A 25,437-nucleotide genomic window follows, 5' to 3' on the forward strand; every position below is an offset into this window, starting at 1 on the left:
TCCGGTGGGCGCGGAGCGGTGCGGCCGGTGCGGCACGGAGCGCCCCGGCCGGCACGCCCCGGCGCGGGTCCGCCTAGCGTGCGCGCGTCACGTCCACGGCCTCGATCGCCAGGGCCAGCGCGCCGGTCACCGAGGCCTTCTCGCCGAGCTGTCCCTGCACCACGTCCGGGGTGCCGTCGACGTCGACGATCAACGACGACTCGAGGGCGTGCCGCATCGGGCCGAGCAGCAGCTCCCCGGCACGGGCGAACTCGCCGGTGACGACGACCCGCTCGGGGTCGAGGACGTTGCACAGGCCCACCGCCGCCGAACCGATCGCCCGCCCGGCGTCGGCCACGGCGCGCATGCAGACCTGGTCACCGGCCATGGCGCGCAGGATCAGGTCCGCCAGCTTGAGGGTGCCGACCTCGTCGCGCACGCCCTCGAGCACGGCGGGTGCTCCGGCGATCGCCTCGAGGCACCCGCGGTTGCCGCACCGGCACAGCGGCCCGTTCGGCAGGACGGGGGTGTGCCCGAACTCGCCGGCGATGCCGTGGTGCCCGCGGAACAGGTGTCCGCCCAGCACGAGTCCGGCGCCGATGCCGTTGCCGACGTCGAGCGTCACGACGGTGTCGCGACCCCGGGCGGCGCCGCTCCGGTGTTCGGCCAGGGCGGCGAGGTTGGCCGAGTTGTCGACCTGCACGGGCTTGTCCATCCGCCGGGCGAGGGACTGCCCGAGCGCGATGCCGTCCCACCCGCGCAGGATCCCGCCGCGCGCCGTCATCCCGGTGCGCGCGTCGATCGGCGCGGCCACGGCCAGGCCGACGGCGAGTACCTCGTCCATCGACGACTCGATGGACTCCACCATGTCCAGCACGAGCAGCGCGGTCTTGTCGAGCTCGGCATCGGCCCGGTGGTCGCGGGCCAGGGGCATGTGCCGCTCGGCCAGCACGGCGCCGTTCAGGTCCGACAGCGCCAGCCGCAGGTGCCGCGGTGAGACGTGCACCCCGGCGACCAGCCCGAGGCCGTGCGGCAGGGTCACGCGGAGCGCCCGGCGGCCGCTCGAGGTGCTCGGCGTCGCGTGCAGGGCGCCGGTCGCGACGAGTTCCTTGACGATGTTCGACACGGTCGCAGGGGAGAGCCCGGTCACCCCGGCGAGCTCGACCTGGGTCAGCCCGCCGTGCCGCTTGACCGCGCTGACGACCCGGCCCCGGTTGGCTTCACGCAGTGAAGCTTGGTTCCCCGGACTGCGGCGCGGCTCTGACACGGGGACAGCGTAACGGGCGGGTCCGGAACGCTCGCCGTGCCGGACTGGAGGCACGGTGCCAGCTGGCACCGAGCCTCCAGTCCGTTGCTGGTCGCGTCCACCGCCCGCACCCGTCGTCAGGCGCGTCGCGCCGCCCGGTCGAGGCGCGGGGTCGGGATGCCCAGGGCGGCGGCGGTCCGCCGGACGTCCTCGAGGACCGCCAGGGGTTCCGCGGCGGTCGGGTCGTCGTGCGCGGCGAGGCTCGCACGCGCGATCGGGACCAGCGCAGTGCCCGCGGCGACGAGCGTTGCCGACGTCCCCGGCAGCCGGACGGGCAGCGTCGTGGAGCGGTGTCGGGAGAGGTCGACGCCCCGCGCCTCCAGCACCGGGAGGAGTTCCCGCCCGATCCGGAACGCCTCGCGGAGCGCCCGCCGATCCCCGACCATCGTCGCCAGACCACCGCTGTGCAGGGCCTGCGCGAACATGCCGGCGTCGAGCACGACGTGCAGCCACAGCCACCCGCGGATGTCGTCCTCGTCCTGCACGGTGAACCCCGCCTGCTGGAACACCGACCGCACGAGCTCCCGGCGGTCCGGAGCCGTGCCGGTCGTCCCGAGCCGGACCGACCGGAGGACGGCACCGTGCAGGACCCCGTCGGCGTCGAACCCGCCGCCGGCGCCCGGGAACCCGAACAGCACCCGGTCCGCGGCGAGCGGTGCGACCGCGGCGAGTGGTTCGTCCCACACGTTGCCGAGGACCAGCATCGTCGCGTCACCGATGTGGGGCGCCAGGGAGCTCACGGCATCCTGCAGCCGATGGTGCCCCACGCTGACGACGACGAGGTCGTACGCGTCCGCCGTCTCGATTGACTCGACCAGTCGCGTCGGCGACGTCGTTCGGGTCCGCCGGCCCAGGGGGCCGCGGCGGCCGTCGATGACGTCGGTCTGCACGGTGTCGCCGTACTCGGCCGCGCGCCCGGGCCGCACCAGGTGGTCGACGTGGTGTCCGGAGTGCTGGAGGGCCTGGCCGTAGATCGTCGCGATGACGCCCCGTCCGAGCATGAGGATCCGCATCAGGCACCTGTCCGCTAGTCTGGAGACGATCTCCACTTGGAAGATATGGAGATCGTTTCCACTTGTCGAGGAGTGCCTGTGCCGGACGAGCAGCCGATGCCCGCCGAGAAGCCGATGCGTGCTGACGCCCGACGGAACCGCGACGCGATCATCGCCGCTGCCCGGACGGCGTTCGAGCGTGACGAGCAGCTGCGCTTCGACGACTTCGCCGGACGCGCCGGGGTCGGGGTCGGCACCCTCTACCGGCACTTCCCGACGCGTGCAGCGCTGGCGGCGGCGGTGTACCGGGGCGAGGTCGATGTCCTGTGCCGGCGTGCTCGCGACTCGACGCTCCCCCCGGGCGAGAGCCTCGACGACTTCCTGCGCGGGTTCGTGGAGTACGTGGTCGACCACGCGGGGCTCGCGCGCACCCTCGCAGCCGTGGTCGACGCCACCACCCAGGCGGAAGGCGGGGGAGAGCTCGAGCGGACGCTCGCCGAGCTGCTGGCGCGCGCGGCCGCCGACGGTGCCATCCGGTCCGACGTCACCTCCGGCACGGTGCTCATGCTGCTGCACGGCATCGGGGCCGGGATCGATCGCCCCGGGTGGGCGATGGAAGCCCGTGCTGCCGCCGACCTGGTCTCCCGAGGGCTCCGGGCCCGCTGACCGGCGACCGGTGGGGTCGTCCGGCCCGCGACCCGTCAGCGTAGTCGCGCCACCGGAGCGGTGCGGGCGCGGAGCAGGACGGTCACGCTCGCGGCCGCGGCGAGCAGCACGAGTGCCCACGCCGCGGTTGCGACGACGCCGGTGGGGTGGACCACCGACTGTCCGACCGCGGCCTGCACGGTGAGGAGCACGGTGCCCGCTGCCCATGCGACCGCCACGATGACCACGATCCGCACCTGCGTGGTCTGGTCTGCCAGCCATGGCAGGCGCCGACCGGCGGCGGCGAGCACGAGCGCGACCAGGGGGAGTGCCTGCAGGGCGTGCATGCCGACGAAGTGGGCGACGCGGTAGTCACCGGCGACGGTGCTCCACCCGAGCAGCGGCACCCCTGGGCCGCCGTCCGCGATCCCCACCGTGTGGGCGCCGACGATCCCGTCCGGAGCAGTGAGCTGGGTGGGGGTCGGGCCGGTCATCAGGAAGGCGACCCCGATGCCGACGAGTGCGATGACGGCACCGGCACGGACGGCGATCGTCAGCGCCGGGGTCGGCAGGCGCAGGAAGAACAGGGCGATCGAGGTGACGAAGGTGCAGAGGTAGAGCGTCGTGATCGCCACCGCCATCACCGCCCACACGACCACGTGCACGCTGTTCGACACGTTGAAGTGGCTCGTCGTGCCGGTCGCGGCGGCCCACACGATCAGTGCCTGTTCGACCACCAGGGCCACGGCGACCACGGTGCCGAGCCGCCGAGCGAGCGTCCGCCACTTCGGCAGGTGGGCGATGAGCCACGCCCAGGTGACGGCGTAGAGCAGGATCGACAGCGAGAACTTCAGCGGCTTCGCCCACGCCGGTGCCCCCAGGATGGTCCGGGGGTCCACGACGAGGCCGACGACGCAGACCGCGGTGGCCACGACCATCAGGCCGGCCACGGCCATGAGTGCCGGGTGCCACGCCACCGCTCGGCGCACGGCGGCGATCCGGCCTGGCGCGCTCATGCGCCGGCCTCGTCCGTGTCGGCGACGGGGAACAGGTCGTGGGTGGCGTCCTGCTGCGCCAGGCGCCGGAGTCCCGCGAAGAGCGGATCACCGAGGACGGTGCCGATCACCATCAGCTCCGCCATCGCGGTCCGGCCGTCGCGGTGCTGCAGCGCGGCGACGTCGGCACGTGCCGCGCTCGCCGCTGCCGACACGTAGGCGTCGAGGTAGTCGTCCGGGGCGTCGAACCCGATGGTGCGCAGCCCGTCGAGTGCCCGCGCCGCGGTCTCGAGTCCCGGGTTGTCCGACGTCGCGCACCAGCCGGCGGCCGACACCCGTTCCTCGATCCGGGCACGTGCCTCCGGCGTCGCCGCGGACTCGGGGGACCGCGGGGTGGTCATCGCGTACTGGGCGACGGCGAAGACCTCGGCCAGCGGTGCCGTCTCGGCGTCCAGCACGGCGAGGACCTGCTTCGCGACGGCGACGGAGAGCCCGCCGGTCTCCAGGAGTGCCCGGACGAGCCGGACCCGCTCGACGTGCCGGTCGTCGTAGGCGGTCTGGTTCGGCGCGGACTTCTCACCAGGGGGCAGCAGGCCCTCGCGCTGGTAGTACTTGACGGCGGTGACCGGCGTCGACGACGCTCGGGCAAGTTCGGATATTCGCACTATCGGAGAGTAGCGCTATCTGAACCTGCCGACAAGGGGCGGCGGACCGTTGCCGATCCATGAGGGACCGTCAAGCTGTCAGTCCGCCTGTGCCTCCGCGCAGTTCGGCACGTGGGTCGTTGTCATGTCATACTCAGCGCAGCAGCAAGGTCGGCCGTCGGCCGGTCACTGCTCGCAGGGTTCGTCTCCTGCACCTGCCACTCCCAGCAGGTCGAGCACCACGTCCCTCGGTCGATGCGCCGCCCCCTCACCAGGGGCCGGCTGCCACCAGCTCATCGAGCTGTTCGACTGGACATGGTCGACGCGTATCCGACGTCCGACGTCGTAGAGAGCACACCATGCAGAAGATCATCACCGCCTCGATCATCGGCGCCGCTGGCGTCGCACTCCTGCTCGGAGGCGCCGGGACGTTCGCGCTCTGGAACTCCAGCGCAGCGACCGCCGGGGGCCACATCGTCGCCGGCGCGCTCGCGATCAAGCCGACCACGCAGGCGGCGAGCTGGACCGTCAACGGTGGGTCGCCGCTCTCGACCCTGGACGGCTACCCGATCGTGCCGGGCGACGTCGTCACCTACTCGCAGGACATGGTCGTCACCGCGAACGGCAAGGGCTTGAAGGCGACCCTGGCCGTCGATCCGGCTTCGGTCGAGGCCACCTCGACGTCCGCCCCCGCCGACGTCGCGCTGGCGAAGTACCTGTCGGCGAACGCCGTGCTCACCGCGAGCGGTGACGGGGTCTCCGGTGCCGGTGCGCCGTACACGGTGACCGGGCAGACCGGCTCGCAGCAGGACGTCCGCGTCGGGGTGACCATCACGTTCCCGAAGAGCACCACCGCCGGTGTCGAGGACGGCATGCAGAACGGGTCGGTCGACCTCGACGCCATCGCCGTGACCCTGACCCAGGCGTGAAACACCGGCGCCGTGGGGCTGCGCTGACCGGCTGGCCGGCGGCGACGTTGCTCGCCGTCGCCGCGGTGGGGGTCGTGGCCGTCGTCGCGATCTCGACCGACGGTGGCACGTTCGCACTCCTCAGCGCCCGGTCGTCCACTCAACCGGCGACGATCACTGCCGGCTCGGCGGACCTGTCGCTGAGCAGCCTCACGCTGCCGTCTGCACCGCTGTACCCGGGCGCCACCGAGTTCGGCGTGGTCACCGCGACGAACACCGGGGACGTCCCGCTCGACCTCGGTGTCGCGACGGGACGTGCCGGCACGACGACGGCGTCGGGTTCGGCGTCCGCCGTGCGCAGTGACCTGCGGGTGACCGTGGGCGCTGCGACGTCGGCGGCTGCGTGCCGGTCCGGCAGCGTGCGCCCCACGTGGTCCGGCAGCCTCGACTCCACCTCGCCGCGGTCCGCAGGCATCACCCTGCGGCCGGGGGCCGACGTCGTCCTGTGCCTCGCCGTCGCGATGCCGGCGGACGCGGCCGCCTCGCAGCAGGGCCTCAGCGCCGACTTCACCACCACCATCAGCGGGACGCAGGCAGGATCATGACCGACAGCACACGACGTCGACGAGCGCTCCTGCTCGGAGCGACGGCCGCCGCGGTCGTCGCGATCGAGCTCGCGGGCGGCGGGACTGCCTGGGCGACCTGGACCGCCCCGGCGCAGTCCGTCCGGGCCGCCGCGACGACCGGCTCCGTCTCGGTCGGCATCCGGGGTGTCGAGGACCTCGCCACCACGTACTCCTCGGACGCGCTGACCCGCACCGCGCTCGTCACGGTGTCGAACTCGGGGTCCGTCCCCGCGGCCACCACGTTGACGCTCGCCGCGACCGCCGGATCGGCCCTGTCGAGCGCCGTCCAGGTCGACATCTGGCAGTCCACCAACGCCAACCCCTGCTCCGGCGCTCCGTCGAGTGCTGCGATCACCGGTTCGGGCACGACGATCGCCCCTGTGGTCGCCACCCTCGCTGCCGGTGCCAGCCGTTCGACCTGTGTGCGGACGTCGGTCAGTCAGGGGCAGCGCTTCGACCTGTCCGGAGGCGCGACCACGCTCGACGCGACCGTCACCGCCCGACAGGGGTCCTGGGCCGGCACCGCGCACGCCCGCGCGGCCCAGGTCATCGCCGACACCGTCACACCGTCCGTGCCGTCGAAGACCGCCGAGACGGACAGCAGCATCACGCTCACGTGGGCAGCGCCCGCGGACACGATCGGCATCGGTTCCTACGCCGTGTACCGGGACGGCGTCCTGGTCCGCGTCGTGCCGGCGTCCGTCCGGTCCTTCACCGACACCGGGCTGCTGGTCTCGAAGTACTACGCGTACACCGTGCGCTCGGTCGCCACCGGCACGGGCGGCAACGCCTCGCCGATGTCGCCGGGCATCCAGCACGCCACCGGGTGGCTCACCGCCACCAGCCGCTACGTCCTGCGGAACGACGCCACCGGCACGTGCATCGCCAGCGGGGGGACGGCCTCCGGCTCGCCGATCGTCACGACGTCCTGCACGACGAGCGCGACCCAGACCTGGCAGTTCACGCCCGAGGACTCCTGGCTCCGGGTCACCTCACCGTCGAACTCGTCGCTGTACTGGGACGCCCCGAGCGACCGGTCCGCCGTGCTCCGTCCCGTCAACGACATCAGCGCCCAGAAGTGGACGGCCGAAGCGGTCGGCGCGGGCAGCGGGCTCTTCCGGTTCCGCAACCGGAACGACCTGTGCCTGACGGCGTCGAACGGGTCCGGCAGCACCAACACGATGACCGTCGCCGACTGCAGCACGTCCGGCCTCCAGCTGTTCTCGTTGCGATCGACGTCGTGACGTCCGCACCGCCGAAGCGGGAGCAGGCGCCGGTCACCCGCTGGTCGGGCGCGCTCCGGCTGCTGGGGCAGACGGTCGCGGTCCTGCTCCTGATCGCCGTGGTGGGGATCGCCGCGCTGGCCATCGCGGTGCCGCGCATCACCGGGTCGGTGCCGCTCACCGTGCTGACGAGCTCGATGGAGCCGGGGATGCCGCCGGGCACCCTGGCGGTCGTCCGCCCGGTGGACCCCGCGGACATCGGCGTCGGCGACATCGTCACCTACCAGATCCGGGTCGACCGGCCCGGGGTGATCTCGCACCGGGTCGTCGCCATCGCCGTCGGTGCCGACGGTCGCCGCCTGTTCACCTTCAAGGGTGACAACAACGCAGCCGTCGACCCCGAGCGGGTCGTCGCCGCGCAGGTCATGGGCCGGGTCTGGTACTCGATCCCCGGACTCGGCTTCGTGAACACCGCCGTCGACGGCGACGCCCGCGCGTGGCTCGTGCCGACGCTGGGCGCCGCGATGATCGGCTACGCCCTGTTCCTGGTGGTGCGGTCGGTGGCCTTCACCGGAGCCCGCGGAACGTCGCACGGACGTCGCCGACGAGCAGGCCCGGCTGTTCGAGCATCGCGAAGTGCCCGCGGCGCGCGACCTCGTTGAAGAACACCGGGTCGGTGTACCGGCGTAGCCCGTCGACCAGTGTTCGGCCAGCAGGCGTCGGCGCAGGTCGTCGAGCTCTGTCCGGGGGACGTCGACGGTGGACGGGGTGATGGCCGCGGTGTCCGGCATGGGGTCCTCGGGGCTCGACGTCGTGACAGCGCTCCGTCCCGACCGCAGATGATCTTTGCAAGAGACGATCTTGTTGCGGTACGTTCTGCGCCATGGACAGTCCGATGCCGACCGATGCGCTCCCCGAGATCGACTGGGGTGCCGAGGGGATCGAATCCGAGCTCGGGTGGGCGCTGCCGCTGGCGCTCCAGGGCTTCACACGGCTGGGCAGCGAAGCGGTCGCCGACGTACCTGGCGGGCCCCGCGGCTACCAGGTGCTCGTCGCGACCACTACCGAGGACCCGTCGTCGCAACTCGGACTCGCGCAGCGCCTCGGGATCGACAAGACCCAGATGACCTACATCGTCGACGCGCTCGAGGCGGGCGGGTTCGTCGAGCGCCGCCCCGCTCCGACGGACCGGCGGGTGCGGCAGGTCCACCCCACCGACGCCGGCCGCGCCCTGCTCGCCCGGACGCGGTCCGCCCTGCGCGGCGCCGAGGGCGTGCTCATGCGGCACCTCGACGACGACGAACAGGCGACGCTGCGCCGGCTGCTGGCCCGCGTCGCCCTCACCGCCGGGCTCGGCCCCGCCGGACCCGACCACGCCGACCCCTCGTTCGAACACCCCCTCGCCGTCCCGGAGCGATCCCGACGGCGCACCACGACGACCACGTCGACCACCACTGCAGTGAGGCCCCGCCCATGACCACCACCATCCTCGTCGCCGGCGCCACCGGTGACCTCGGGCACCGCATCGTCCGCGAACTCACCCAGCACGACGTGCGGGTCCGGGTCCTCACCCGGCCCGGCAGCACGACCGCCGACGAGCGCTTCGGGGACGACCCCCGGGTCGACATCGTCACCGCCGAGTACAGCGACCACGACGGCCTGACCCGGGCCGTCAGCGGATCCGACGTCGTGGTCTCCGCCGTGAGCGGGACCCGCCCGGTGATCGTCGACGCCCAGCGCGCGCTGCTCGCGGCGACCGTGGCGGCGGGCGTCCGGCGGTTCATCCCGTCCGACTACTCTGCCGACTACCGGCGGATCGCACCCGGCACGAACCGCAACTTCGAGCTGCGACGCGAGTTCGCCGCCGACCTCGACGCCGCTCCGGTGCGGGCGACCTCGATCCTGACGGGCATGTTCACCGACCTGCTCACCGGCGACGCCCCGATGATCCTGTTCGGCCGTCGGCTCGTGCTGTTCTGGTCGTCGGCGGACCAGGTGCTCGACTTCACCACGAAGGACGACGTCGCCCTGGTCACGGCGCTCGCCGCCCTGGACGACGATGCTCCGCGGGTGATCGAGATGGCGGGCGACCAGGTCACCGCACGCGACGTCGCGCGCACCATGGGCGAGCTGACGGGGGAGCGCTTCCGGCTGCAGTGGGCCGGCACGACCGGGACCCTGTCCGCGATGAGCGCCGTCGGCAGGCGCCTGTCGAAGGACCCGGACGAGACGTTCCCGGCCTGGCAGGGGATGCAGTACTTCGTGAGCATGTTCAGCGGGCAGGCACAGCTGCACCACGTCGACAACGACCGCTACGGCGTGCAGTCGTGGACGAGCGTCCGTGACGTGCTCCGCGCACACCTCAGCGCGCAGGGCCACCCGGCGACGGACTGACGGGCGCAGTGCGCGGCCGTCGGCGGCGCAGCAGGAACGCGAGCCCGACGACGACGACCGGCACCAGCGTGAGTGCGGCGAGCCAGACGAGGACGTCCCACTCGGGCGAGAGCGGCACACCGAGTGCACTCGACGACGTAAGCCAGACCTGGTCGCCGGGCCCCTCGTGCTCGGTGGCCCCGGTGACCGGGAACAGTAGTGCCGTCACCAGCGCCCAACCCACCAGCACCACGACGGCGATCAGGGTCCACGGGCGCGGAGCGGACTGGGCCGGCATCTGTGTCACCGGGCCGCGGCACGCGAGCGCTCGGCCCGGGTGCCCCACCACGTCGCGACCAAGGCTGCTGCCCCGAGTGCGAGCCCGACGACGCCGGATCCGAGACACGGGATGAGGACGAGGCCGAGGCCGATGTTCGCACCACCGCCTTCGGGGCCGAAGAACGCGTCGTACATCAGGGCACCGACGCCGAGGAACCCCACGGCGAGGAGCACGGTGCTGACCCAGTGGAGTGTGCGGGCTGTGGTCATGGTGGTTGTTCCCCTCGAGAGTGCGGTTGACGAATCCTCGCACGGCTGTTCCGCCGCACATTCCTGGAGCGGCATGAGTCGATCGGCACGCAGCCGGCTCGGGCCGCCCGGACGATCTGCCACACGCAGACCGCGAGCACGACGACACCGGCGAAGGCGGCGATCCACGCGCCCGCGACACCGATCATCGGCTCGGTCGTGCAGTAGCTCGTCGCTTCTCCGGGAACGGCATCGGCGCAGATGGTCGTCTGGACCACCAGCAACATCGACACCGTCACGACGACGACCACCGCGACCGTGGCTCACCCCACCACTCGTTCCACCGTGCGCTCCGTCCTGCCTGCCATCGGTGGCTCAACCAAGCCGTACGACGGGCCGGACCGGTGTCTCGATCCGGCAACGAATCGGCCGTGCCGACAGGCGGACTGGAGGCCCGGTGCCAGCTGGCACCGGGCCTCCCGTCCGTCAGTCGGTCGCGGTGACCGCATCGCTCACCCCCGAGGATCGCCACCGCCTGCGGGCGGTGGTCAAGCGGTCAGCAGCGTGTAGACCTTCGCGATGAGGTCGCCCTCGATGAAGCAGATGTCCATGCCGGACACGACGGGCGGTGCTCCCTCGGGGCCGAAGTGCCAGGCGAGGTACCCCATCCCGTGGTTCTCGTAGACCGGGCCGGCCGGCGAGAACACGAACCCGGGCGCCTCGTCGAGCAGGCGCTGCGCCTTGGCGTGCAGTGCGTCGTGGCCGGTGACGACCTCGTCGGGGTCCAGGAACTCGACGTCCGGGGCGTACGTCCGCTCGATCGCGGCGCGGCGACGCTCGGGGTCCCGTTCCCCGAACACCTCGAACAGGTTGGCGTGCATGAGCGATTCGAGCGGTTGCGGCATCGTGTCTCCGTCGGTTGTCGGCTGTTCGGTCGAGTGTGCGTGAAGCGGGGGCGTCGGCGCTACCGGATCTCGAAGTCGTACAGCGAGTAGCCGTACGGGGTCGCCCGTTCGACACCGTGCACGCGGACGTACCGCCACGAGCCGTCCAGGGCGTGCCGGTCGGTCCCGCCGTCACCGTCGGTCTCGGTGGCGAGCGTCGTCCACCCGTCGTCGCCCGCGTTCCGCGCCTCGATCCGGTAGGAGCGTCCGAAGGCGTCCTCCCACCGGAGCACCGCGCCGTGCAGGCGCTGCGGTGCGCGGAGGTCGACGGCGAGCCACTGGTCGTCGGTGTGCCCGCTCGCCCAGCGCGATCCCGGGTCGCCGTCCACGGCGTTCCGTGCGGGGACGCCGTCGCCCTCGTCGGCCGATGACGACACGGTCGCCCGTCGTGCCAGGTCCGGCGTCGGTTCGCCCTGCGTCGAGGTGACGCGGAGGTCCCAGAGGGAGACACCGAACGCGGTGTGCCGGCGGTCCGCGACGACCCGGACCCAGCGGCCGGTGACGTCGTCGCCCTCCAGCCGGTGGATCACCTCGCCGCCGGTCCCGTGGGCTTCTTCCGCGACGGTCCGCCAGGGGGCGTCTTCGTCGTCGCGGACCTGGACGCGGTAGGCCTCGGCCCACGCGGCCTCCCAGTCGAGCTGCACCTGGTCGATCGGCACGACCTGCCCGAGGTCGACCGCCAACCACTCACCGTCGCGTGCTGCGCTCGCCCACCGGGTCCGGGCGTCGCCGTCCACCGCATTGCCGCCGGACAGGTCGCCGCGCTCGTCCGACGAGGTGGTGACGGGCTTGCCGGCGGCCACGTCGCGAGAGCGGGCGGGTGCCGTTCCGCCGTCGTCGTCACCGTCGGTCGCCTCGTCGAGGGTCGTGACGGTGGCCGTCCCGGATGCTCCCGGCACGGTGGCCGTGACCGTCGCGGTCACACCGCCCTCGGCCGCTGCGGTGACGACACCGTCCGGTTCGACACTTCCGCCGCCGTCGACGGCCCACTCCGGGCGGTCCGCGGCGAGCCGCCCGCCGGACCCGTCGTGGTCGAACCCGTAGGCCGCCATCCGGACCGTGTCACCGGCGCGGACGGTCGTGGTGCGTGGTGCGACGAGCACGTCCTCGACGTCGACGGTCGAGGCCGCCGGGGTGCCGGACACGTGCACCTCCCAGATGGAGTACCCGTACCCGGTGAGGCGGTCGGTCAGGTGCAGGCGCACGAACCGGGCGGTCTCGCCCACGGGCACCGTGTCCGCGTCGGCGGTGGTCTTGTCGACGGTCCGCACGTCGCGCCAGGGGCTGTCGGCGGTGTCCCGGACCTGCAGCACGTACCGGGCGGCGGCCGCGTTCTCCCAGTCCACCCGCACGGTGTCGACGTCGGTCAGCCGCCCGAGGTCGATCGTGTAGTCGACCTCGTCCACACCGTGCGCGCTCTCCCACCGGGTGCTGCGGTCCCCGTCGACGGCCTTCCCGGCGACGTTGCCGCCGTCCGAGGAGCTCGCGTCGACGTCGGCACCCGCTGCGGCGTCGGGGATCGACGTCACCGAGGCGACGACCGCCGAGCCCTCGACACCGCCACCGGTCGCGACGACGTACCCGGAGCCCGCGGCTGTGGTCGTCACGGTGCCGTCGCTCCCGGCGCTTCCGGCACCGGTGTACGACCAGGTGACGTCGGCGGGCAGGGCCGCCGGGTCGCCGTACTGGTCGTGGCCGGCGGCACGGAACCGCTGTGGCGTCCCGACGACGAGCCGGTCGAAGCCGGGCGTGACGTCGAACCCGGTGAGGACCGGTGCCGGTGCGACCCGGAAGGCGTACGACCCGTGCACGCCGCCGATCGTGGCGGTGACGGTCGCCCGCTCCGCGCGCTCCGATGCACGGTGGACGCCGTCGGCGCTGATCGTGCCGGTGTCGGTCGACCAGGTGACGTCGTCCAGCGCGACGGTGGCGCCGTACTGGTCGTAGCCGGTGGCGGTGAAGGTCGTGGTCGCACCGGGGACGATCGTCTTCGGGGCTCCCTGGGCGCTGACGACCACCTCGGTGAGCCGCGCGTCCAGGTGCGAGGTGATCTGCGTCTGCGCCGGGACCGCGATCTGGCCGATCACCTCGGCGCCCTCGTAGACGTCGTACGTGTGCTGCACGGTGTCGGGGTTGTCGAGCACGTAGCTGATCGTGCCGTCGGGTGCGCGGAACACCTGGCTGAGCGGGTCCGAGGTGTGCCGGTCGGTGACCTCGGTGCCGACGGTCCGGTTCGACATCGCCTGGTGGTACACAAGGCCGGCCATCGACTGCCCGGTCACGGCCGGGTCGTCGGCCTTCCACAGCGCGGCGTGCACGTCGGCGTAGGTGTCCGGGTCGTACTGCCCGAGGAACCCGAGGACGACGTTGCCGAGCGCGTCGCCCATGCCGCTGAACACCCGTGCGGCGTGCTCGGTGTCCTCGCCGGGGGTGTGGTCGGTGAGGTCGACGCCGTACAGCTGGTCGATGGTCCGGGTGTCGGCGCGGAAGTCGTCCACCAGGAACGGCATCAGCGGGGACGGGGTCGGCCAGTCCTGGGGCCTCCGGTCGGCGGTGGGACCGTCGAGCTCGGTGGGCACCAGCGAGTCGGGCAGGTTCTCCGGGGTCCAGTACCGGTCGGGGAACACCACCCGTCCGTCGTCGTCCACGCTCACCAGCAGGGTGTCGGTGGCCGGGTCGTACAGGGGGTTCGCTGCGGTTCGTCGGGTGACGTACCCGGGGTGGTTCGTCTCGACGGCGCGGATCGCATCCTGCAGCTCACCGATCGCGGCCGGCCGGTCACGGGTGATCTTCACGTCGCCGTAGCTGCCGACGCCCCACCACTTCTTCGTGAGCATCTGGATGCGTGCCGCGTTGCCGTCGGTGACCCCGGCCTGCCCGATGGACTCCGGGCGGGCGGCCATCATCTCGGCCATCAGGGCCTTCGAGAAGCCGGGATCCCAGCCGAAGTAGTCGAACCACGGGGCGATCGGCATCCACTGGATGCCGGAGATCCAGGCGGGGTCGCCGGAGAAGTACGTGGCGTGGGCCTGCCCGGAGTCGAACAGGATCCCCGCCTGCCCGTGCTCGTACTCGTCCGGGAACGCGCCGTTGCCGTCGTACGACGCCGAGGCGGGGTTGCCGCGGGCGTTCTGCCAGTACGCGCGGACGGCGGCCCGCTCGGTGACGTACTGCACCGCACCGGCGGCCTGCATCTCGTCGTCGCCCAGGACCGAGCCGAGCAGGAAGAGCCCCGCCTCGGACTGGATCGCCTCGGACGAGGACTCCTGGTTGTTGCCGCCGGGGGACGACACACCACCGGCGTTCGACCGGCCCTCCCAGATCCCGAACGTGCGCATGTGCGGGAACCGGGCGTCGTCGCGGTCCCAGTTCGCGTACTGCTTCGCGACGAGCGTCGCCATGCCCTGGTACTTCGCCGCCCACGCGTGGTCGACCCGGCCGAGCATCGCCGTCGCGACCGCGAAGTAGCCGTAGTGGAAGTGGTTGTCGTTGAACTGCGCGGACCCGTACGAGTCGGCGAACCCGATCAGGGCCTTCCACGTCGGGTACATCGCGAAGAAGTGCTCCGCCTCGCCGTCCGTGTACGTGTACCAGTCGGTCAGGGCGCGCTCGAGGGTGTCCTGCAGCGTCCGGGCGTCCTCGGTGGCACCGATCTGCCGCGCGATCGTCATGTACTCGGCGAGCTGCAGGACGTCCTTGCCGCCCCAGTAGGTGTCCCCGCCGTACGTCGTCTTCGCGGCGTAGTCGTGCAGGTACTCGCGCATGATGCGCTCGGAGTACGGGTCGTCCCCGACCGCCTCGGGTGTGGCGCCGATCGGGGTCATGCCCGTGAACGCGTAGTCCAGGGTCCAGCCGCCGTGGCCGACGGTGGTCCGCATGGTGCCGCGCGGGGTCTCGTACGTGGCGCCGGTGAAGCGCAGGTTCGTGGTGGCGTCGGCGTACTGGTGCTGCAGCCAGCCCTGGACGGTGTCGTGGCTGTCGCCCTGCAGCGTGTCGGTGCGGATCGACCACTGCTGACGGACGTTCGCCGCCGCCGGGTCGTACGCGTACGTCATCGTCGTGTCACGGGGGACCGCGAACGCGGTGCGGTGCAGGTCGTCGAGGGACAACCCCTGCTCGGGCACCGCACTGAGCACCAGGTAGGGCGTGCCCGACGAGGCCTCCAGCGTGTTCCCGACCCGGGTGAAGGTGGTGTCGTCGGGGGCGTGCACCCCGAAGACGTGGCCGTCCTGGCGGATCTCGAACCGGTCCGTCGTCACCGGCAGGTCGAGCGGCCCGCCGTCCCGGTCGGTGATCTCGGCGCCGTCCTGCAGGGTCAGGCGCGGGGTCATGCCGTGGAACTCGAACCACTCGTACGGCGAACCCTGCACGCTCGTGACGTCCATGTACTGTCCGCCCGGGCCGTCCTGCGGCATCCGCCAGCTGACGTTCCAGTCACCCCAGCGGAGCGCGTCGGCCTGCTTCGCCCGGAACGTGGTCGCGAAGCGCTCGGCGAGGCCGTCCGGGGCGTCGGTGAGCAGGACCTGGTCGACCAGGACGTGTGCCCACCCGGCCCGCAGGTCGTCCACGATCCGGAGCTGCGCGGACTGCCCCCGGTGCGCGGAGACGTCCCAGCTGTCCCACCGCAGCTGTTCGCTGTCCGTCCCGGTGCTGCTCGCCACGACGTCGCCGTTGACCAGCAGCTGCACGGCTTCGTGGTCGGGGTGCCGGCCGCCGCCGACCAGGAACGCCAGGGTCGAACGGTCGATCGTGAACGCCGGCGACGTGAGGGTGCCGGTCGCGCCGTCGCCGTCCTCGTCGCTGAACGAGTTCAGGAAGCGTCCGCCGAGCCACCCGGAGACCGCGCTCTGCCCGGCGGCCGTCCCCGTGGCCGTTGCCGTGAACGCGTCACCGGTCGCGGTCCAGCCGTCGGGCAGTCCGTCCTCGAAGTCCGCCAGGGTGCGGTCGCTCGCGTCCGGGCTCGGTTCGACGGTCCCGCCGACCGTCACCGGTGCCTCCAGACGCATCGCTGTGCCGTCGCTGTTCCACCGCGTCGGGATCGTGAGCTTCGTGCCGGCGGCACTGTTCGACGAGACGAACGGGTACGCCCACATGTCGCCGGAGTACTTGCTGACCAGCAGGTCCGTCCACCACTGGTTCGTGGGCACCGGCTCGCCGGCCTTCGACGGATCGATGTACAGCTCCTGGTCGAGCGTCTTCCGCACGTCCGCGATGTCGGTGATCTCGTCGGGCGGGGTCGGCGCGTAGGAGCCGGCACCCACCTGCACGCCGTCGGCGGCGGGACCGACGCGGGACGAGCCTCCAGGCTGCTCCTGCGGTGCGGCAACCGCAGCACCCGGATTGGCCGGCGACCGCCGGGTGTCGGACGTCGCGGCGTGCGCCGGGGTGACGGCGGACGCCAGCAGCGTGGCGACGGTCAGGGCGCCGGCTGCGGCGCTGACGGCCGCTCGGCGGAACGACCTGGGACGGACGGCGGGACGCGGTGAGCTCACCGGGACTCCTGTCGGAACGGTTCGGCCGCGCACGACGTACACGGCCGTGGACGGCGGGGTCTGGTGGTGCTGGGCCTGCACCCGGACAGATCGGCAGCACCGGTCCCGCCGTCAGCAGTCCGCGTTCTGGGGATGCCCTACCGTTGGCCCCATGCCGACCATCGGACTGCGCCGGATGGTGCCGCGCGACCCCGACCAACGACACCGGGCAGCGAGTCCGCTCGAGCTCCTGTTCGACCTGGTGTTCGTCGTCGCCGTGGGGTTCGCCGCCACCAACCTGCACGAGATCGAGGTCGAGGGGCACGTCACGTCGGCCGTCCTGGCCTACGGGTTGGTGTTCTTCTCGATCTGGTGGGCGTGGATGAACTTCACCTGGTTCGCCACGTCGTTCGACACCGACGACTGGCTCTACCGGGTGATGACCTTCGTGCAGATGGCGGGGGTGCTCGTCCTCGCCGCCGGGGTGCACGCGGCCATGGTCGAGGACGACTTCACGATCGGCGTCATCGGCTACGTCGTCATGCGGCTGGCGCTGGTCGGGCAGTGGATCCGCGCCGCCGTGTCCTCCACCCGCTCCCGCCGCACCGCCGTCCTGCACGCCGTCGGCGTCACGGTCGTGCAGCTGCTCTGGGTGCTCTCCCTGGCCCTGCCCGACGACGTCTGGGGGTACGCGGCACCGTTCCTCGTGCTCGCCGAGCTTTCCGTGCCGATCTGGGCACAGACCTCGACGGGGACGACCCCGTGGCACACCCGGCACCTGGCCGAGCGGTTCTCGCTGTTCACCCTCATCGTCCTGGGCGAGGGACTGGTGGCCTCGGCCGGTGCGGTGATCGACGCCCTCGCGCACACCGAGCACCTCGGAGCCCTGCTGGCGCTCGCGGGCTGCGGACTGGTGATCACCGTCGGCATGTGGTGGATCTACTTCTCCCGCGAGCAGCACGCGCACATCCGCTCGCTGCCCACCGCGCTCGTGTTCGGCTACGGCCACTTCTTCGTCTTCGCCGCCGCCGGCGCGCTGCCGGCCGGCATCGAGGTCGCGGTCAGCGCCGACGCCGGACACGTCGCACTGTCGTCCGCCTCGGTCGCCGCGACCGTCGCGGTGCCGGTCGCGGTGTTCGTGCTGTCGATCTGGGCGCTGGCGATCCGGCCGTCGTTGTCCACGCGGGCCAACGCCGCGGTGGTGGCCCTGGTGCTCGTCGTCCTCGCGTCGATCGCGGTGCCGGCGGTGTCGCTGCCGCTCACCGCGCTCGCCGTGGCGGCGGTCGTCGTGACCCTCGAGGTCGCGTCCGCGCGGACCGACACCTGACGGACGACGGACGACGGACGACGGACGGGAGGCGGGCCCCAGCAGCCGGTACCGGCGCGACGCGCCAGCGGCGGGACGGCCGTGCCTGGAGGGACGGTGCCAGCTGGCACCGTGCCTCCCGTCCGTCAGGTGGTCGCGTCGACGGCGCGTCAGCGCTCCGGCTGCTCCGTCGCCGACGTGTCGGCCGACGTCGGACGCGCGTCGAGGCTCGGGTCGACCGCCGGGTCGGGCGAGATCGACTCGGGTCGCACGGGGAAGTCCTCGAGCGCGCCGGCCTCCACCATCGGAGCCGCGGCTCCGCGGCCACCGCGCACGCGGCTCTTCACCGCTGCCCACGGACGGCCGAGAGCGGACCGTGCGGGACGCTCGGAGGGCGCCTCGACCTCGAGCCCGTAGTAGGCGCCGACGTGCTCGAGCAGGACCTCGCGCTCGGCCTTGTCGTAGGCCCGGCGCTCGCGGGTGAAGGCGATGATCGTCGACCAACAGGTGAGCAGCAGGACGATGCTGAACGGCAACGCGGTCGTGATCGCCGCGGTCTTCAGCGCGTTCAGCCCGCCGCTCAGCAGCAGTGCGACGGCGAGCAGTGCCGACACGGCGGCGAAGAAGACGCGCAGCCAGTTCTTCGGTTCGATGTCGCCACCCGACGCGATCATCGCCATCACGAGCGACCCGGAGTCGGACGAGGTCACGAAGAACACGCCGATGAGCAGGATCGCGCCGTAGGTCAGCACCACGCCGGCGGGCAGGTCACCGAGCAGTGCGAACAGGGACCCCTCGATGTCGACCGAGCCGTCCGAGCCGACGAGGCCGCCGGCGCCGTCGGTCTGGCGGTGGATGGCCGCACCACCGAGGACCGCGAACCACAGGAACGTGAGCGCGGTCGGCACCAGGAGGACACCGAACACGAACTGGCGGACCGTGCGGCCCTTGGAGATGCGGGCGATGAAGACACCGACGAACGGCGCCCACGACATCCACCAGCCCCAGTAGAAGGTGGTCCAGGCGCCCTGCCAGGCCTCGCCCTCGGCACCCTGCTGCGCGGTGACGTTGAACGACAGGCCGACGATGTTCTGCAGGTAGGAGCCGATCGACTGCACGAAGTCACGCAGCAGGAACTGCGTCGGACCGACGATGAGCACGAAGAGCAGCAGCGCGGCGGCGAGCAGCAGGTTGAAGTTCGACAGGATCTTCATGCCCTTGGTCACACCGGTGACGAGCGAGACGATCGTGACGGCGGTGATCACCGCGATGATGGCGATCTGGCTGACGATGCTGCTGTCGGCGATGCCGGCGCTCTCGAGTCCGGCGCCGATCTGGATGACGCCGAGGCCGAGCGAGGTCGCGACACCGAACAGCGTGCCGACCAGGGCGATGACGTCGATCAGGTTGCCCCAGCCGCCGCGGACGCGGTTGCCGAGCAGCGGTTCGAGCGCCCAGCGGATCGACACCGGGCGACCCCGGCGGTGGATCGCGTAGGCCAGGGCGAGGCCGAGGACGACGTAGATCGCCCATGCGTGCAGGCCCCAGTGCAGGAAGGTCTGGGTCAGTGCCTGCTGCGCGAGTTCCTTCTCGTTGCCGGTGACGCCCGGGCGCGGGGAGGCGAAGTGACTGAGGGGCTCGGAGACGCCGTAGAACACGAGGCCGATGCCCATGCCGGCGGCGAACAGCAGCGCGAACCACGAACCGGTCGAGAACTCGGGCTCGTCCTGGTCCTTGCCGAGCTTGATGTCACCGAAGCGGCTGAAGCCGACGAACAGCGAGAAGCCGACGAAGAACGCGGCGATCAGCACGTAGTACCAGCTGAAGTTCTGGACGATGCCGTCCTGCAGTCCGAGGAACATCGCCTCGGCGGTGGAGGGGGAGATCAGGGTGAAGGCCACGAACCCCAGCACGATGACGGCGGCGGGCCAGAACACCCACCGCCGCAACTGCGGTGTCGTGGTCACGGGTCCGGGCAGGGGAGGAGTGGTGCTTGCCATGCAGTCCATGGTGCCTGCTCGCGTTCCTGTGTGTTCTGCCAGGCGTGTCTTGCGCGCGCGGCGCGCGGCCGTGGACGTGCGGCTGGGCGGACTGGAGGCGCGGGGCGGGCTGGTGCCGCGCCTCCAGCCCGTGGGGTATACCGCTTGCCGTCACCTGCGATCACGAGCTCGACGGACGTTCCGCAGCGCTGTGCGCTGGAGCCTGCCCGTCGGCGTTCGTCGGCGTTTATCCGGACCGGTCAGGGGACGAGTCGACGCTGCACGATCGCGCGGGCCACCTCGGAGAGCGGCTCGTGGTGCTCGAGCGCGTACCCGCGGATCACCGCGAAGGCCTCCTCGATCGAGACACCCCGCAGGTACGACACGACGCCCTTGGCCTGCTCGATGACCTCGCGCGAGCCGATGGTGCGCTGCAGCTGCGCGCGGACGACCTCGTGTTCGCGCAGGGACCGCTCGTGCAGGATGCCGATCGTCGCCACGTCGGCCAGGGCACGGGCGACGCGCAGGTCCGATCCCCCGAGGGCACCCACGGCGATGCCGAACAGGTTGAGTGTGCCGATGACGTTGCTGCCCAGCCGGAGCGGGACGGCGTGCACCGACCGGAACCCGAGTTCGACCGCGCCCGTGCGGAACATCGCCCACTCCGCCGGCGCTGACTCGATGTCCGGGCAGGCCACGACCCGTCCGGTCGCGAGCGAGGTCATGCAGGGTCCGGCCTCGGCGTCGAGCTGCAGGACCTCGACGAGCCGGCTCGCTTCAGAGGTCGAGGCCACGACCTCGAGCTCTTGGTCGTCGTTGGCCAGCAGGATGCCCGCAGCGTCGATGCCGAGTACCTCGGCGCAGGTCTCGACCAGGGTCTGCAGCAGTTCCACGACGTCGTAGGCGTCCACCAGGGTGTCGGCGAGCGACGTGAACGTCTCGAGGATCCGGGCTTCTCGGCCTGCCGTCGTCACTGGACCTCCTCGATCAGGTCGCCTCGCTTCTCGAACCGGACCGTGCCGTCGAGGATCTCCTCCGCCACCCGGCGCATGGTCGTCCGGCGGGCGAAGGCATGGCCCTGCAACAGCAGGTAGGCGTCCTCGGGGCTGATGTCGAGCTGCGCGAGCACCACACCGGTGGCCTGGTGCACCACACGCCTGGACGACGGGCTCCGGTCGAGCAGGGCGTCGTCCTGGTCCGCGATGGAGCGGAGGGCTCGGCGGAGCACCCGGCGGCTGACTGCGGAGGCGAGGGTCATGGCCTGGCGCACGGTGTCGTCCTCGATCGTCGCGGGCTGCGGGACGTACACGTCGATCGCGCCGAGCGGGAACGGCCCGAAGGCGACCGGGAAGGCGAAGACCGCGCCGACGGGTTCGCTCCGGACGGCTTCGTTGAAGGCTGGCCACGCGGCGTTCGGACGCTCCACCAGATCCGTCTCCAGCACCGGGGCATCGGTCGAGAGCGCGGCCCAGCACGGTCCCTCGGACAGGTCGAGCTGGATCTCGTCGATCCGGGTGGCGACCTCGTCGGTCGCGGACACGGTCTCGCTCGGGCACAGCTCACCGAAGGTCGAGATCGAGACACCGCCCATCGGCAGCGCGAGCGCGAACGGCCGACTGAGTTGGTCGTCGGCGACGTCCGCCGACCGGAGCGCACGGAGTGCACGCTCGAATGCGTCATCCATGGGCGCCTTCCCTGCCGTCTCTCGATCCTACGCGCTGGGCGGTGTCGGACGATCCGGACGGCGCGGGCACGTTCGGCGGTGGGCCGGCACGCCAGGCCGGGAGCTCGGCGGGCGGGTACGTCCCCTGCTCGTCCTGCACCCGGAGCATCGCGTCCAGGGCCACCAGCGTCAGGCCGGAGGTCTCGCGCACCACCGTCCGCACCGCGTTGCCGAGCAGGAACGCCATCAGGTCCTCGCTGCCGCCGTCCGGCCGGTAGTCGCGCCATGGACCGGCCCCAGCACGCTGCAGCGCCCCGGCGAGCACCGTCTGGGGGTCGTCGACGTCCACCTCGCAGTCCAGCACCAGCCGGAAGCGCCGCTGGTTCCGGTCCGACAGGCTCGGCGCGCCGTCCTCGTCGTCCTCGCAGTCCTCGCAGTCCTCGCCGTCCTCGGGCGCGAAGGAGCGCAGCGCCGACGAGGGCGCGATCCCGTAGGCCTCACGGAACGCCGCAGCCATCCGACCCGCGTTGCTGAACTGCCACCGCTGGGCGATCGCCGCGATGGTCCGCCGGTCGGGTGTGCCGGATGCCGCCTGCAGGTCACGACGCACCCCCTCGAGCCGCACTGCGCGCAGGAAGGCGCCCGGCGTCTGCCCGATCTCCGTCCGGAACCGCTTCTGCAGACTCCGCGGCGACAGCTGGACCGCCGCGGCGACGTCCGTGACGGTGATGTGGGTCGTCGCGTGCTCCTGGACGAACCGGAGCGCGTCCCGCACAGCACGTGAGAGCCGAGGCGGGACGTCCCGTGCCGCACCGCTCCCGTCGTTCATGGGCCGACCGTACGGGAACCGTCCACGGTGCGTTGCCAGGACCCCGATCCGGGCCGCGGATGATCCGCCAGACGCGGTCAGGTGTCAACCCCTGACGTGACGGGAAACGTCCTGTTGATACTGAAAGTGTCTCGTGCGCCGCTGGTCGAAGCAGTGCACCACATCGAACCGACAGGGAGGCGCGATGGGACACGCACAGGGAACCTCGACCATGGTCATCGACTCCGTCGTGCGACAGCAGGTCGTCCACACCGAACGGATCCGGGCACTCGCCCCGACGGACCCGACGGACATCCGGGTGCAGCCGGTCGACGCCGGGTGCTGGCGGGTCGTCGACGCTGCATCCGCCTGGGGGGACCCGGACATGCTCCTCGGCTGCGTCGAGCGCACTGTCGACGGGGTCGACTGCACGCTCATGGCGACACTGCACGAACAGGAACGGCTTGCGAGCCTGCGGGACGCCCGCTCCTGGTTCGAGCAGCGATGCGGACAGCACCTCGACGAGGCACCGTGTTGACCGCGGTCCACGGGGACGACGCGGCCCGGACCGTCACCGCGCGGATCGACACCCAGCGCCGCCACACCGAACGCTCCGGCACCGACCGGTCCTTCGCCGCGCGCGTGCTCGCCCAGGCCGGGCACGGTCGTGACGTCCGCTTCGACGTCGACGACGACAGTTCCCGGCTGCCCTTCCGGTTCCGGTACCGAACCCGCCGGGACGGATGCGTGAGCCTCGTCACGGCGTCGGCGACCTCCGGCTTCTCCGGGACCTTCGAACCCGTCGACCGCATCGTCGTCGGGTGGTCGAGTACCGGTGGCGTCCGGATCGCCGTCCAGGACGGTGCCGTCCTCGAGACCCGGCCCGGCACGCCCGTCCGGATGCCGACGTCGGGGGAGTTCTCCGTCCGCGCCCCGACGGGCACGCTGCAGCTGGTGAGCATCGACCGGTCACTCCTCGACCAGGTGCGCTCCTCGCTCGGAGCCGCGGCGCCGGAGCTGCCGGACCGAGGTGCCGAACCCGCCGCGGGGGTGCTCGAACACCTGCGCCGGTGCGTCGAACAGGTGGCGGTCACCGCGACGCGTGACGGCTTCACCCAGGGCGCCAGGACCAGCGCGCAGGTCGCGCTCGTCGAGGCCGTCCTCGGAGCGTTCGGGACGCGGGTGCCCGTGATCCTCCGGCGTGCCGTGACCCCGTCGACGGTCGAACTCGCCATGGCGTACCTCGAAGGACACTGCGATCAGCAGCTCTGCCTCGCCGACATCTGCGACGCGGTGGGTGTGAGCCCCCGCACGCTCCAGACGGCGTTCATGCGGGAACACGGCGTCTCGCCGATGACGTTCCTGCTGCGGATGCGGCTCGACCGGGTGCGCGCGGCGCTGGAGTCCGGCAGCCGGCAGGAGACCAGTGTGAGCGAGGCGGCCCTGACTTGGGGCTTCCGTCACCTGGGGCGCTTCTCAGGCACCTACTTCCGCCGATTCGGCGAGTACCCGGGCCAGACGTTGCGCGCATCGTCCGGTGCGTGCGCAGCGGGTCCGGAGCGACACGCGGGGTGATCTCGAAGGTCGTGCGACGTGTTCCGGACACCACGGTGAACACGCAAGTTCGGCCCCTAGGGTCGCCGCAAGCGCAATCGCGTGAACTCTCTCGAACCGGTCGAAGGACCGATCCGTGACTGAAAGCGGTCCACATGACCACTACTCCGCTCGCTCCGGGTTACACCCGCACTCGCCCCGCTACGGGAGCCCGAAAGGGCACCTCGACCTACTCCGCGCTCCTGGCGCAGGTGAAGGAGAACGGCCTGCTCCGCCGTCGTACCGGTTTCTACTGGGCACTGTTCAGCGCACTCGTCGGCAGCCTTGCCCTCACCTGGGTCGCGTTCGCGTTCCTGGGTGACTCGTGGTTCCAGCTGATCGTGGCCGGTGCGCTGGGGGTGCTGTTCACGCAGTTCGCGTTCCTGTCGCACGAGGCTGCGCACCGTCAGGTGTTCGAGTCCCAGAAGTGGAACGACCGCGCGGGCCGCTGGCTCGGCACGTTCCTGGTGGGGCTGAGCTACTCGTGGTGGATGAACAAGCACACCCGGCACCACGGCAACCCGAACACCGTCGGCAAGGACCCGGACATCGCCCCTGACGGCATCCGCTTCCTGCCCGAGGACGCCGCCGCCGTGAAGGGTGGCGTGATGAAGACCTTCATGCGCTACCAGGGGTGGCTGTTCTTCCCCCTCCTCACGCTCGAGGGCCTGAACCTGCACCGCTACGCCGTCATGTCGATCGTGACCGGCAACGGCACCAAGGCCGACAAGAAGCACCGCCTCATCGAGGGCGCGCTGCTGGTGGCGCGGTTCGCGATCTACCTGACGGTGGTGTTCTGGTTCCTGCCGTTCGGGATGGCGTGCGCGTTCCTCGGGGTGCAGCTGGCCGTGTTCGGCGTGATGATGGGTGCTTCGTTCGCCCCGAACCACAAGGGCATGCCGACCATCGCCCACGACGCGAAGGTCGACTTCTTCTCCCGCCAGGTGCGGACTTCGCGCAACATCCGTGGTGGCTGGTGGGTGTCGTTCCTGATGGGTGGGCTGAACTACCAGGTCGAGCACCACCTGTTCCCGTCGATGCCGCGTCCGGCGTTGAAGCAGGCCCGCCTGCTGGTGCGGGACCACTGCGACACCCTCGACGTGCCCTACACGGAGACCACGTTGCTGCGTTCGTACGGCATCGTCGTCCGGTACCTCAACCGTGTCGGCCTCGCCGCCCGCGACCCCTTCGCGTGCCCCATGGTCGCGCAGCTGCGCATCCACTGACGCCGTGCTGACCGCCATGCCCACGGGCACCGTGAAGTGGTTCGACCACAGCAAGGGGTTCGGATTCATCCACCCCGACGACGGGTCCGAGGACCTGTTCGCACACTTCTCCAGCATCGTCGCGGCGACCGGCTCCCGGCCGCTCGCCCAGGACGACCACGTGCAGTACGAGATCGGACCCGGCAAGAAGGGTCCGCAGGCGGACAACATCTCGATCATCCGCTGACG

At 71.7% G+C, this 25,437-nt stretch carries 25 protein-coding genes; 12 read left to right on the forward strand and 13 right to left on the reverse strand.

Annotated elements, in window-relative coordinates; all coding sequences use genetic code 11:
- Nucleotides 1–73: 73 nt before the first annotated feature.
- Together ACL00U_RS05950 and ACL00U_RS05955 are read right to left on the reverse strand one after the other, a co-directional pair.
- The gene (locus tag ACL00U_RS05950; protein ID WP_214519592.1) at nt 74–1,246 is read right to left on the reverse strand and encodes an ROK family transcriptional regulator; all 1,173 of its coding nucleotides are present in this window, start codon (nt 1,244–1,246) and stop codon (nt 74–76) included.
- Between the two features lie 116 nt (nt 1,247–1,362).
- Nucleotides 1,363–2,298, reverse strand: coding sequence for a ketopantoate reductase family protein (locus ACL00U_RS05955; RefSeq protein ID WP_214519593.1), 936 nt, complete (start codon nt 2,296–2,298; stop codon nt 1,363–1,365).
- Between the two features lie 78 nt (nt 2,299–2,376).
- Here ACL00U_RS05955 and ACL00U_RS05960 point away from each other — a divergent pair, with 78 nt between their 5' ends.
- On the forward strand, nt 2,377–2,943 hold the full coding sequence (locus tag ACL00U_RS05960) for a TetR/AcrR family transcriptional regulator (RefSeq protein ID WP_214562730.1): 567 nt from the start codon (nt 2,377–2,379) through the stop codon (nt 2,941–2,943).
- A 35-nt stretch (nt 2,944–2,978) separates the two neighbouring features.
- Here ACL00U_RS05960 and ACL00U_RS05965 read toward each other — a convergent pair whose 3' ends face one another.
- Nucleotides 2,979–3,938, reverse strand: coding sequence for a hypothetical protein (locus ACL00U_RS05965; RefSeq protein WP_214519595.1), 960 nt, complete (start codon nt 3,936–3,938; stop codon nt 2,979–2,981).
- Nucleotides 3,935–4,582, reverse strand: a complete 648-nt coding sequence (locus ACL00U_RS05970) for a MerR family transcriptional regulator (RefSeq protein ID WP_017886941.1) — start codon at nt 4,580–4,582, stop codon at nt 3,935–3,937. The genes ACL00U_RS05965 and ACL00U_RS05970 overlap by 4 nt, the downstream gene beginning before the upstream one ends.
- Nucleotides 4,583–4,920: 338 nt before the next feature.
- Between ACL00U_RS05970 and ACL00U_RS05975 the strand changes: the two genes are divergently transcribed.
- The 6 genes from ACL00U_RS05975 (at nt 4,921) to ACL00U_RS06000 (ending at nt 9,712) form a co-directional block, all read left to right on the forward strand.
- Nucleotides 4,921–5,490, forward strand: coding sequence for an alternate-type signal peptide domain-containing protein (locus ACL00U_RS05975; RefSeq protein ID WP_017886942.1), 570 nt, complete (start codon nt 4,921–4,923; stop codon nt 5,488–5,490).
- Nucleotides 5,487–6,074, forward strand: a complete 588-nt coding sequence (locus tag ACL00U_RS05980) for a hypothetical protein (RefSeq protein WP_017886943.1) — start codon at nt 5,487–5,489, stop codon at nt 6,072–6,074. Before ACL00U_RS05975 ends, ACL00U_RS05980 begins: the two co-directional genes overlap by 4 nt.
- Entirely contained in the window at nt 6,071–7,339 is a 1,269-nt protein-coding gene (locus ACL00U_RS05985; protein WP_214519596.1) for a ricin-type beta-trefoil lectin domain protein, read from the forward strand. Before ACL00U_RS05980 ends, ACL00U_RS05985 begins: the two co-directional genes overlap by 4 nt.
- A complete protein-coding gene (locus tag ACL00U_RS05990; RefSeq protein WP_017886945.1) occupies nt 7,336–7,980 on the forward strand; it encodes a signal peptidase I in 645 nt (214 codons plus the stop codon). The genes ACL00U_RS05985 and ACL00U_RS05990 overlap by 4 nt, the downstream gene beginning before the upstream one ends.
- 221 nt (nt 7,981–8,201) lie before the next feature.
- Complete coding sequence (locus tag ACL00U_RS05995) at nt 8,202–8,795, forward strand: MarR family winged helix-turn-helix transcriptional regulator (RefSeq protein ID WP_159557851.1); 594 nt, start codon at nt 8,202–8,204, stop codon at nt 8,793–8,795.
- A complete protein-coding gene (locus ACL00U_RS06000; protein WP_159557853.1) occupies nt 8,792–9,712 on the forward strand; it encodes an NmrA family NAD(P)-binding protein in 921 nt (306 codons plus the stop codon). Before ACL00U_RS05995 ends, ACL00U_RS06000 begins: the two co-directional genes overlap by 4 nt.
- On the opposite strand, the gene ACL00U_RS06005 is transcribed toward ACL00U_RS06000, so the two are convergent.
- The 5 genes from ACL00U_RS06005 to ACL00U_RS06025 form a co-directional block, all read right to left on the reverse strand.
- Nucleotides 9,681–9,998: a hypothetical protein gene (locus ACL00U_RS06005; protein WP_412873935.1), complete on the reverse strand. Its 318-nt coding sequence runs from the start codon at nt 9,996–9,998 to the stop codon at nt 9,681–9,683. The genes ACL00U_RS06000 and ACL00U_RS06005 overlap by 32 nt on opposite strands.
- Nucleotides 9,995–10,240, reverse strand: coding sequence for a hypothetical protein (locus ACL00U_RS06010; RefSeq protein WP_017886949.1), 246 nt, complete (start codon nt 10,238–10,240; stop codon nt 9,995–9,997). The genes ACL00U_RS06005 and ACL00U_RS06010 overlap by 4 nt, the downstream gene beginning before the upstream one ends.
- A complete protein-coding gene (locus ACL00U_RS06015) occupies nt 10,237–10,530 on the reverse strand; it encodes a hypothetical protein (RefSeq protein WP_412873936.1) in 294 nt (97 codons plus the stop codon). The genes ACL00U_RS06010 and ACL00U_RS06015 overlap by 4 nt, the downstream gene beginning before the upstream one ends.
- A 237-nt stretch (nt 10,531–10,767) precedes the next feature.
- Entirely contained in the window at nt 10,768–11,124 is a 357-nt protein-coding gene (locus tag ACL00U_RS06020; RefSeq protein WP_412873937.1) for a nuclear transport factor 2 family protein, read from the reverse strand.
- A 59-nt stretch (nt 11,125–11,183) separates the two neighbouring features.
- A complete protein-coding gene (locus ACL00U_RS06025) occupies nt 11,184–16,655 on the reverse strand; it encodes a discoidin domain-containing protein (RefSeq protein WP_412873938.1) in 5,472 nt (1,823 codons plus the stop codon).
- A 151-nt stretch (nt 16,656–16,806) separates the two neighbouring features.
- Here ACL00U_RS06025 and ACL00U_RS06030 point away from each other — a divergent pair, with 151 nt between their 5' ends.
- A complete protein-coding gene (locus ACL00U_RS06030; RefSeq protein ID WP_175470795.1) occupies nt 16,807–17,961 on the forward strand; it encodes a low temperature requirement protein A in 1,155 nt (384 codons plus the stop codon).
- A gap of 149 nt (nt 17,962–18,110) precedes the next feature.
- On the opposite strand, the gene ACL00U_RS06035 is transcribed toward ACL00U_RS06030, so the two are convergent.
- The 4 genes from ACL00U_RS06035 to ACL00U_RS06050 form a co-directional block, all read right to left on the reverse strand.
- Complete coding sequence (locus ACL00U_RS06035) at nt 18,111–19,940, reverse strand: BCCT family transporter (RefSeq protein ID WP_412873939.1); 1,830 nt, start codon at nt 19,938–19,940, stop codon at nt 18,111–18,113.
- A 239-nt stretch (nt 19,941–20,179) separates the two neighbouring features.
- Nucleotides 20,180–20,893, reverse strand: coding sequence for a GAF and ANTAR domain-containing protein (locus ACL00U_RS06040; protein ID WP_412873940.1), 714 nt, complete (start codon nt 20,891–20,893; stop codon nt 20,180–20,182).
- Nucleotides 20,890–21,603 carry a GAF and ANTAR domain-containing protein gene (locus ACL00U_RS06045; RefSeq protein WP_056071097.1) on the reverse strand — a complete coding sequence of 238 codons (714 nt, stop codon included), beginning with the start codon at nt 21,601–21,603 and terminating at the stop codon, nt 20,890–20,892. The genes ACL00U_RS06040 and ACL00U_RS06045 overlap by 4 nt, the downstream gene beginning before the upstream one ends.
- Nucleotides 21,596–22,411, reverse strand: a complete 816-nt coding sequence (locus ACL00U_RS06050) for a helix-turn-helix transcriptional regulator (RefSeq protein ID WP_412873941.1) — start codon at nt 22,409–22,411, stop codon at nt 21,596–21,598. Before ACL00U_RS06050 ends, ACL00U_RS06045 begins: the two co-directional genes overlap by 8 nt.
- Before the next feature lie 184 nt (nt 22,412–22,595).
- Between ACL00U_RS06050 and ACL00U_RS06055 the strand changes: the two genes are divergently transcribed.
- From ACL00U_RS06055 to ACL00U_RS06070, 4 genes are all read left to right on the forward strand, one after another.
- Complete coding sequence (locus ACL00U_RS06055; protein ID WP_140449285.1) at nt 22,596–22,928, forward strand: hypothetical protein; 333 nt, start codon at nt 22,596–22,598, stop codon at nt 22,926–22,928.
- Complete coding sequence (locus tag ACL00U_RS06060) at nt 22,922–23,965, forward strand: helix-turn-helix domain-containing protein (protein WP_262160095.1); 1,044 nt, start codon at nt 22,922–22,924, stop codon at nt 23,963–23,965. Before ACL00U_RS06055 ends, ACL00U_RS06060 begins: the two co-directional genes overlap by 7 nt.
- Before the next feature lie 134 nt (nt 23,966–24,099).
- Complete coding sequence (locus ACL00U_RS06065; protein ID WP_042540448.1) at nt 24,100–25,209, forward strand: fatty acid desaturase family protein; 1,110 nt, start codon at nt 24,100–24,102, stop codon at nt 25,207–25,209.
- A gap of 16 nt (nt 25,210–25,225) precedes the next feature.
- A complete protein-coding gene (locus tag ACL00U_RS06070) occupies nt 25,226–25,435 on the forward strand; it encodes a cold-shock protein (protein ID WP_042540496.1) in 210 nt (69 codons plus the stop codon).
- Nucleotides 25,436–25,437: the final 2 nt, after the last annotated feature.

Origin of the sequence: Curtobacterium poinsettiae (genome assembly GCF_047226435.1) — a bacterium.
In the GTDB taxonomy this organism is placed as follows: domain Bacteria; phylum Actinomycetota; class Actinomycetes; order Actinomycetales; family Microbacteriaceae; genus Curtobacterium; species Curtobacterium poinsettiae.

Coding starts and splice junctions, on each gene's coding strand:
- ACL00U_RS05995 (WP_159557851.1), top strand. CDS start 8,202: ATGGACAGTCCGATGCCGACCGATGCGCTCCCCGAGATCGACTGGGGT.
- ACL00U_RS06045 (WP_056071097.1), bottom strand. CDS start 21,603: ATGGATGACGCATTCGAGCGTGCACTCCGTGCGCTCCGGTCGGCGGAC.
- ACL00U_RS06055 (WP_140449285.1), top strand. CDS start 22,596: ATGGGACACGCACAGGGAACCTCGACCATGGTCATCGACTCCGTCGTG.
- ACL00U_RS06070 (WP_042540496.1), top strand. CDS start 25,226: ATGCCCACGGGCACCGTGAAGTGGTTCGACCACAGCAAGGGGTTCGGA.
- ACL00U_RS05965 (WP_214519595.1), bottom strand. CDS start 3,938: ATGAGCGCGCCAGGCCGGATCGCCGCCGTGCGCCGAGCGGTGGCGTGG.
- ACL00U_RS05975 (WP_017886942.1), top strand. CDS start 4,921: ATGCAGAAGATCATCACCGCCTCGATCATCGGCGCCGCTGGCGTCGCA.
- ACL00U_RS06000 (WP_159557853.1), top strand. CDS start 8,792: ATGACCACCACCATCCTCGTCGCCGGCGCCACCGGTGACCTCGGGCAC.
- ACL00U_RS05985 (WP_214519596.1), top strand. CDS start 6,071: ATGACCGACAGCACACGACGTCGACGAGCGCTCCTGCTCGGAGCGACG.
- ACL00U_RS06030 (WP_175470795.1), top strand. CDS start 16,807: ATGCCGACCATCGGACTGCGCCGGATGGTGCCGCGCGACCCCGACCAA.
- ACL00U_RS05955 (WP_214519593.1), bottom strand. CDS start 2,298: ATGCGGATCCTCATGCTCGGACGGGGCGTCATCGCGACGATCTACGGC.
- ACL00U_RS06050 (WP_412873941.1), bottom strand. CDS start 22,411: ATGAACGACGGGAGCGGTGCGGCACGGGACGTCCCGCCTCGGCTCTCA.
- ACL00U_RS06010 (WP_017886949.1), bottom strand. CDS start 10,240: ATGACCACAGCCCGCACACTCCACTGGGTCAGCACCGTGCTCCTCGCC.
- ACL00U_RS06020 (WP_412873937.1), bottom strand. CDS start 11,124: ATGCCGCAACCGCTCGAATCGCTCATGCACGCCAACCTGTTCGAGGTG.
- ACL00U_RS06065 (WP_042540448.1), top strand. CDS start 24,100: ATGACCACTACTCCGCTCGCTCCGGGTTACACCCGCACTCGCCCCGCT.
- ACL00U_RS06035 (WP_412873939.1), bottom strand. CDS start 19,940: ATGGCAAGCACCACTCCTCCCCTGCCCGGACCCGTGACCACGACACCG.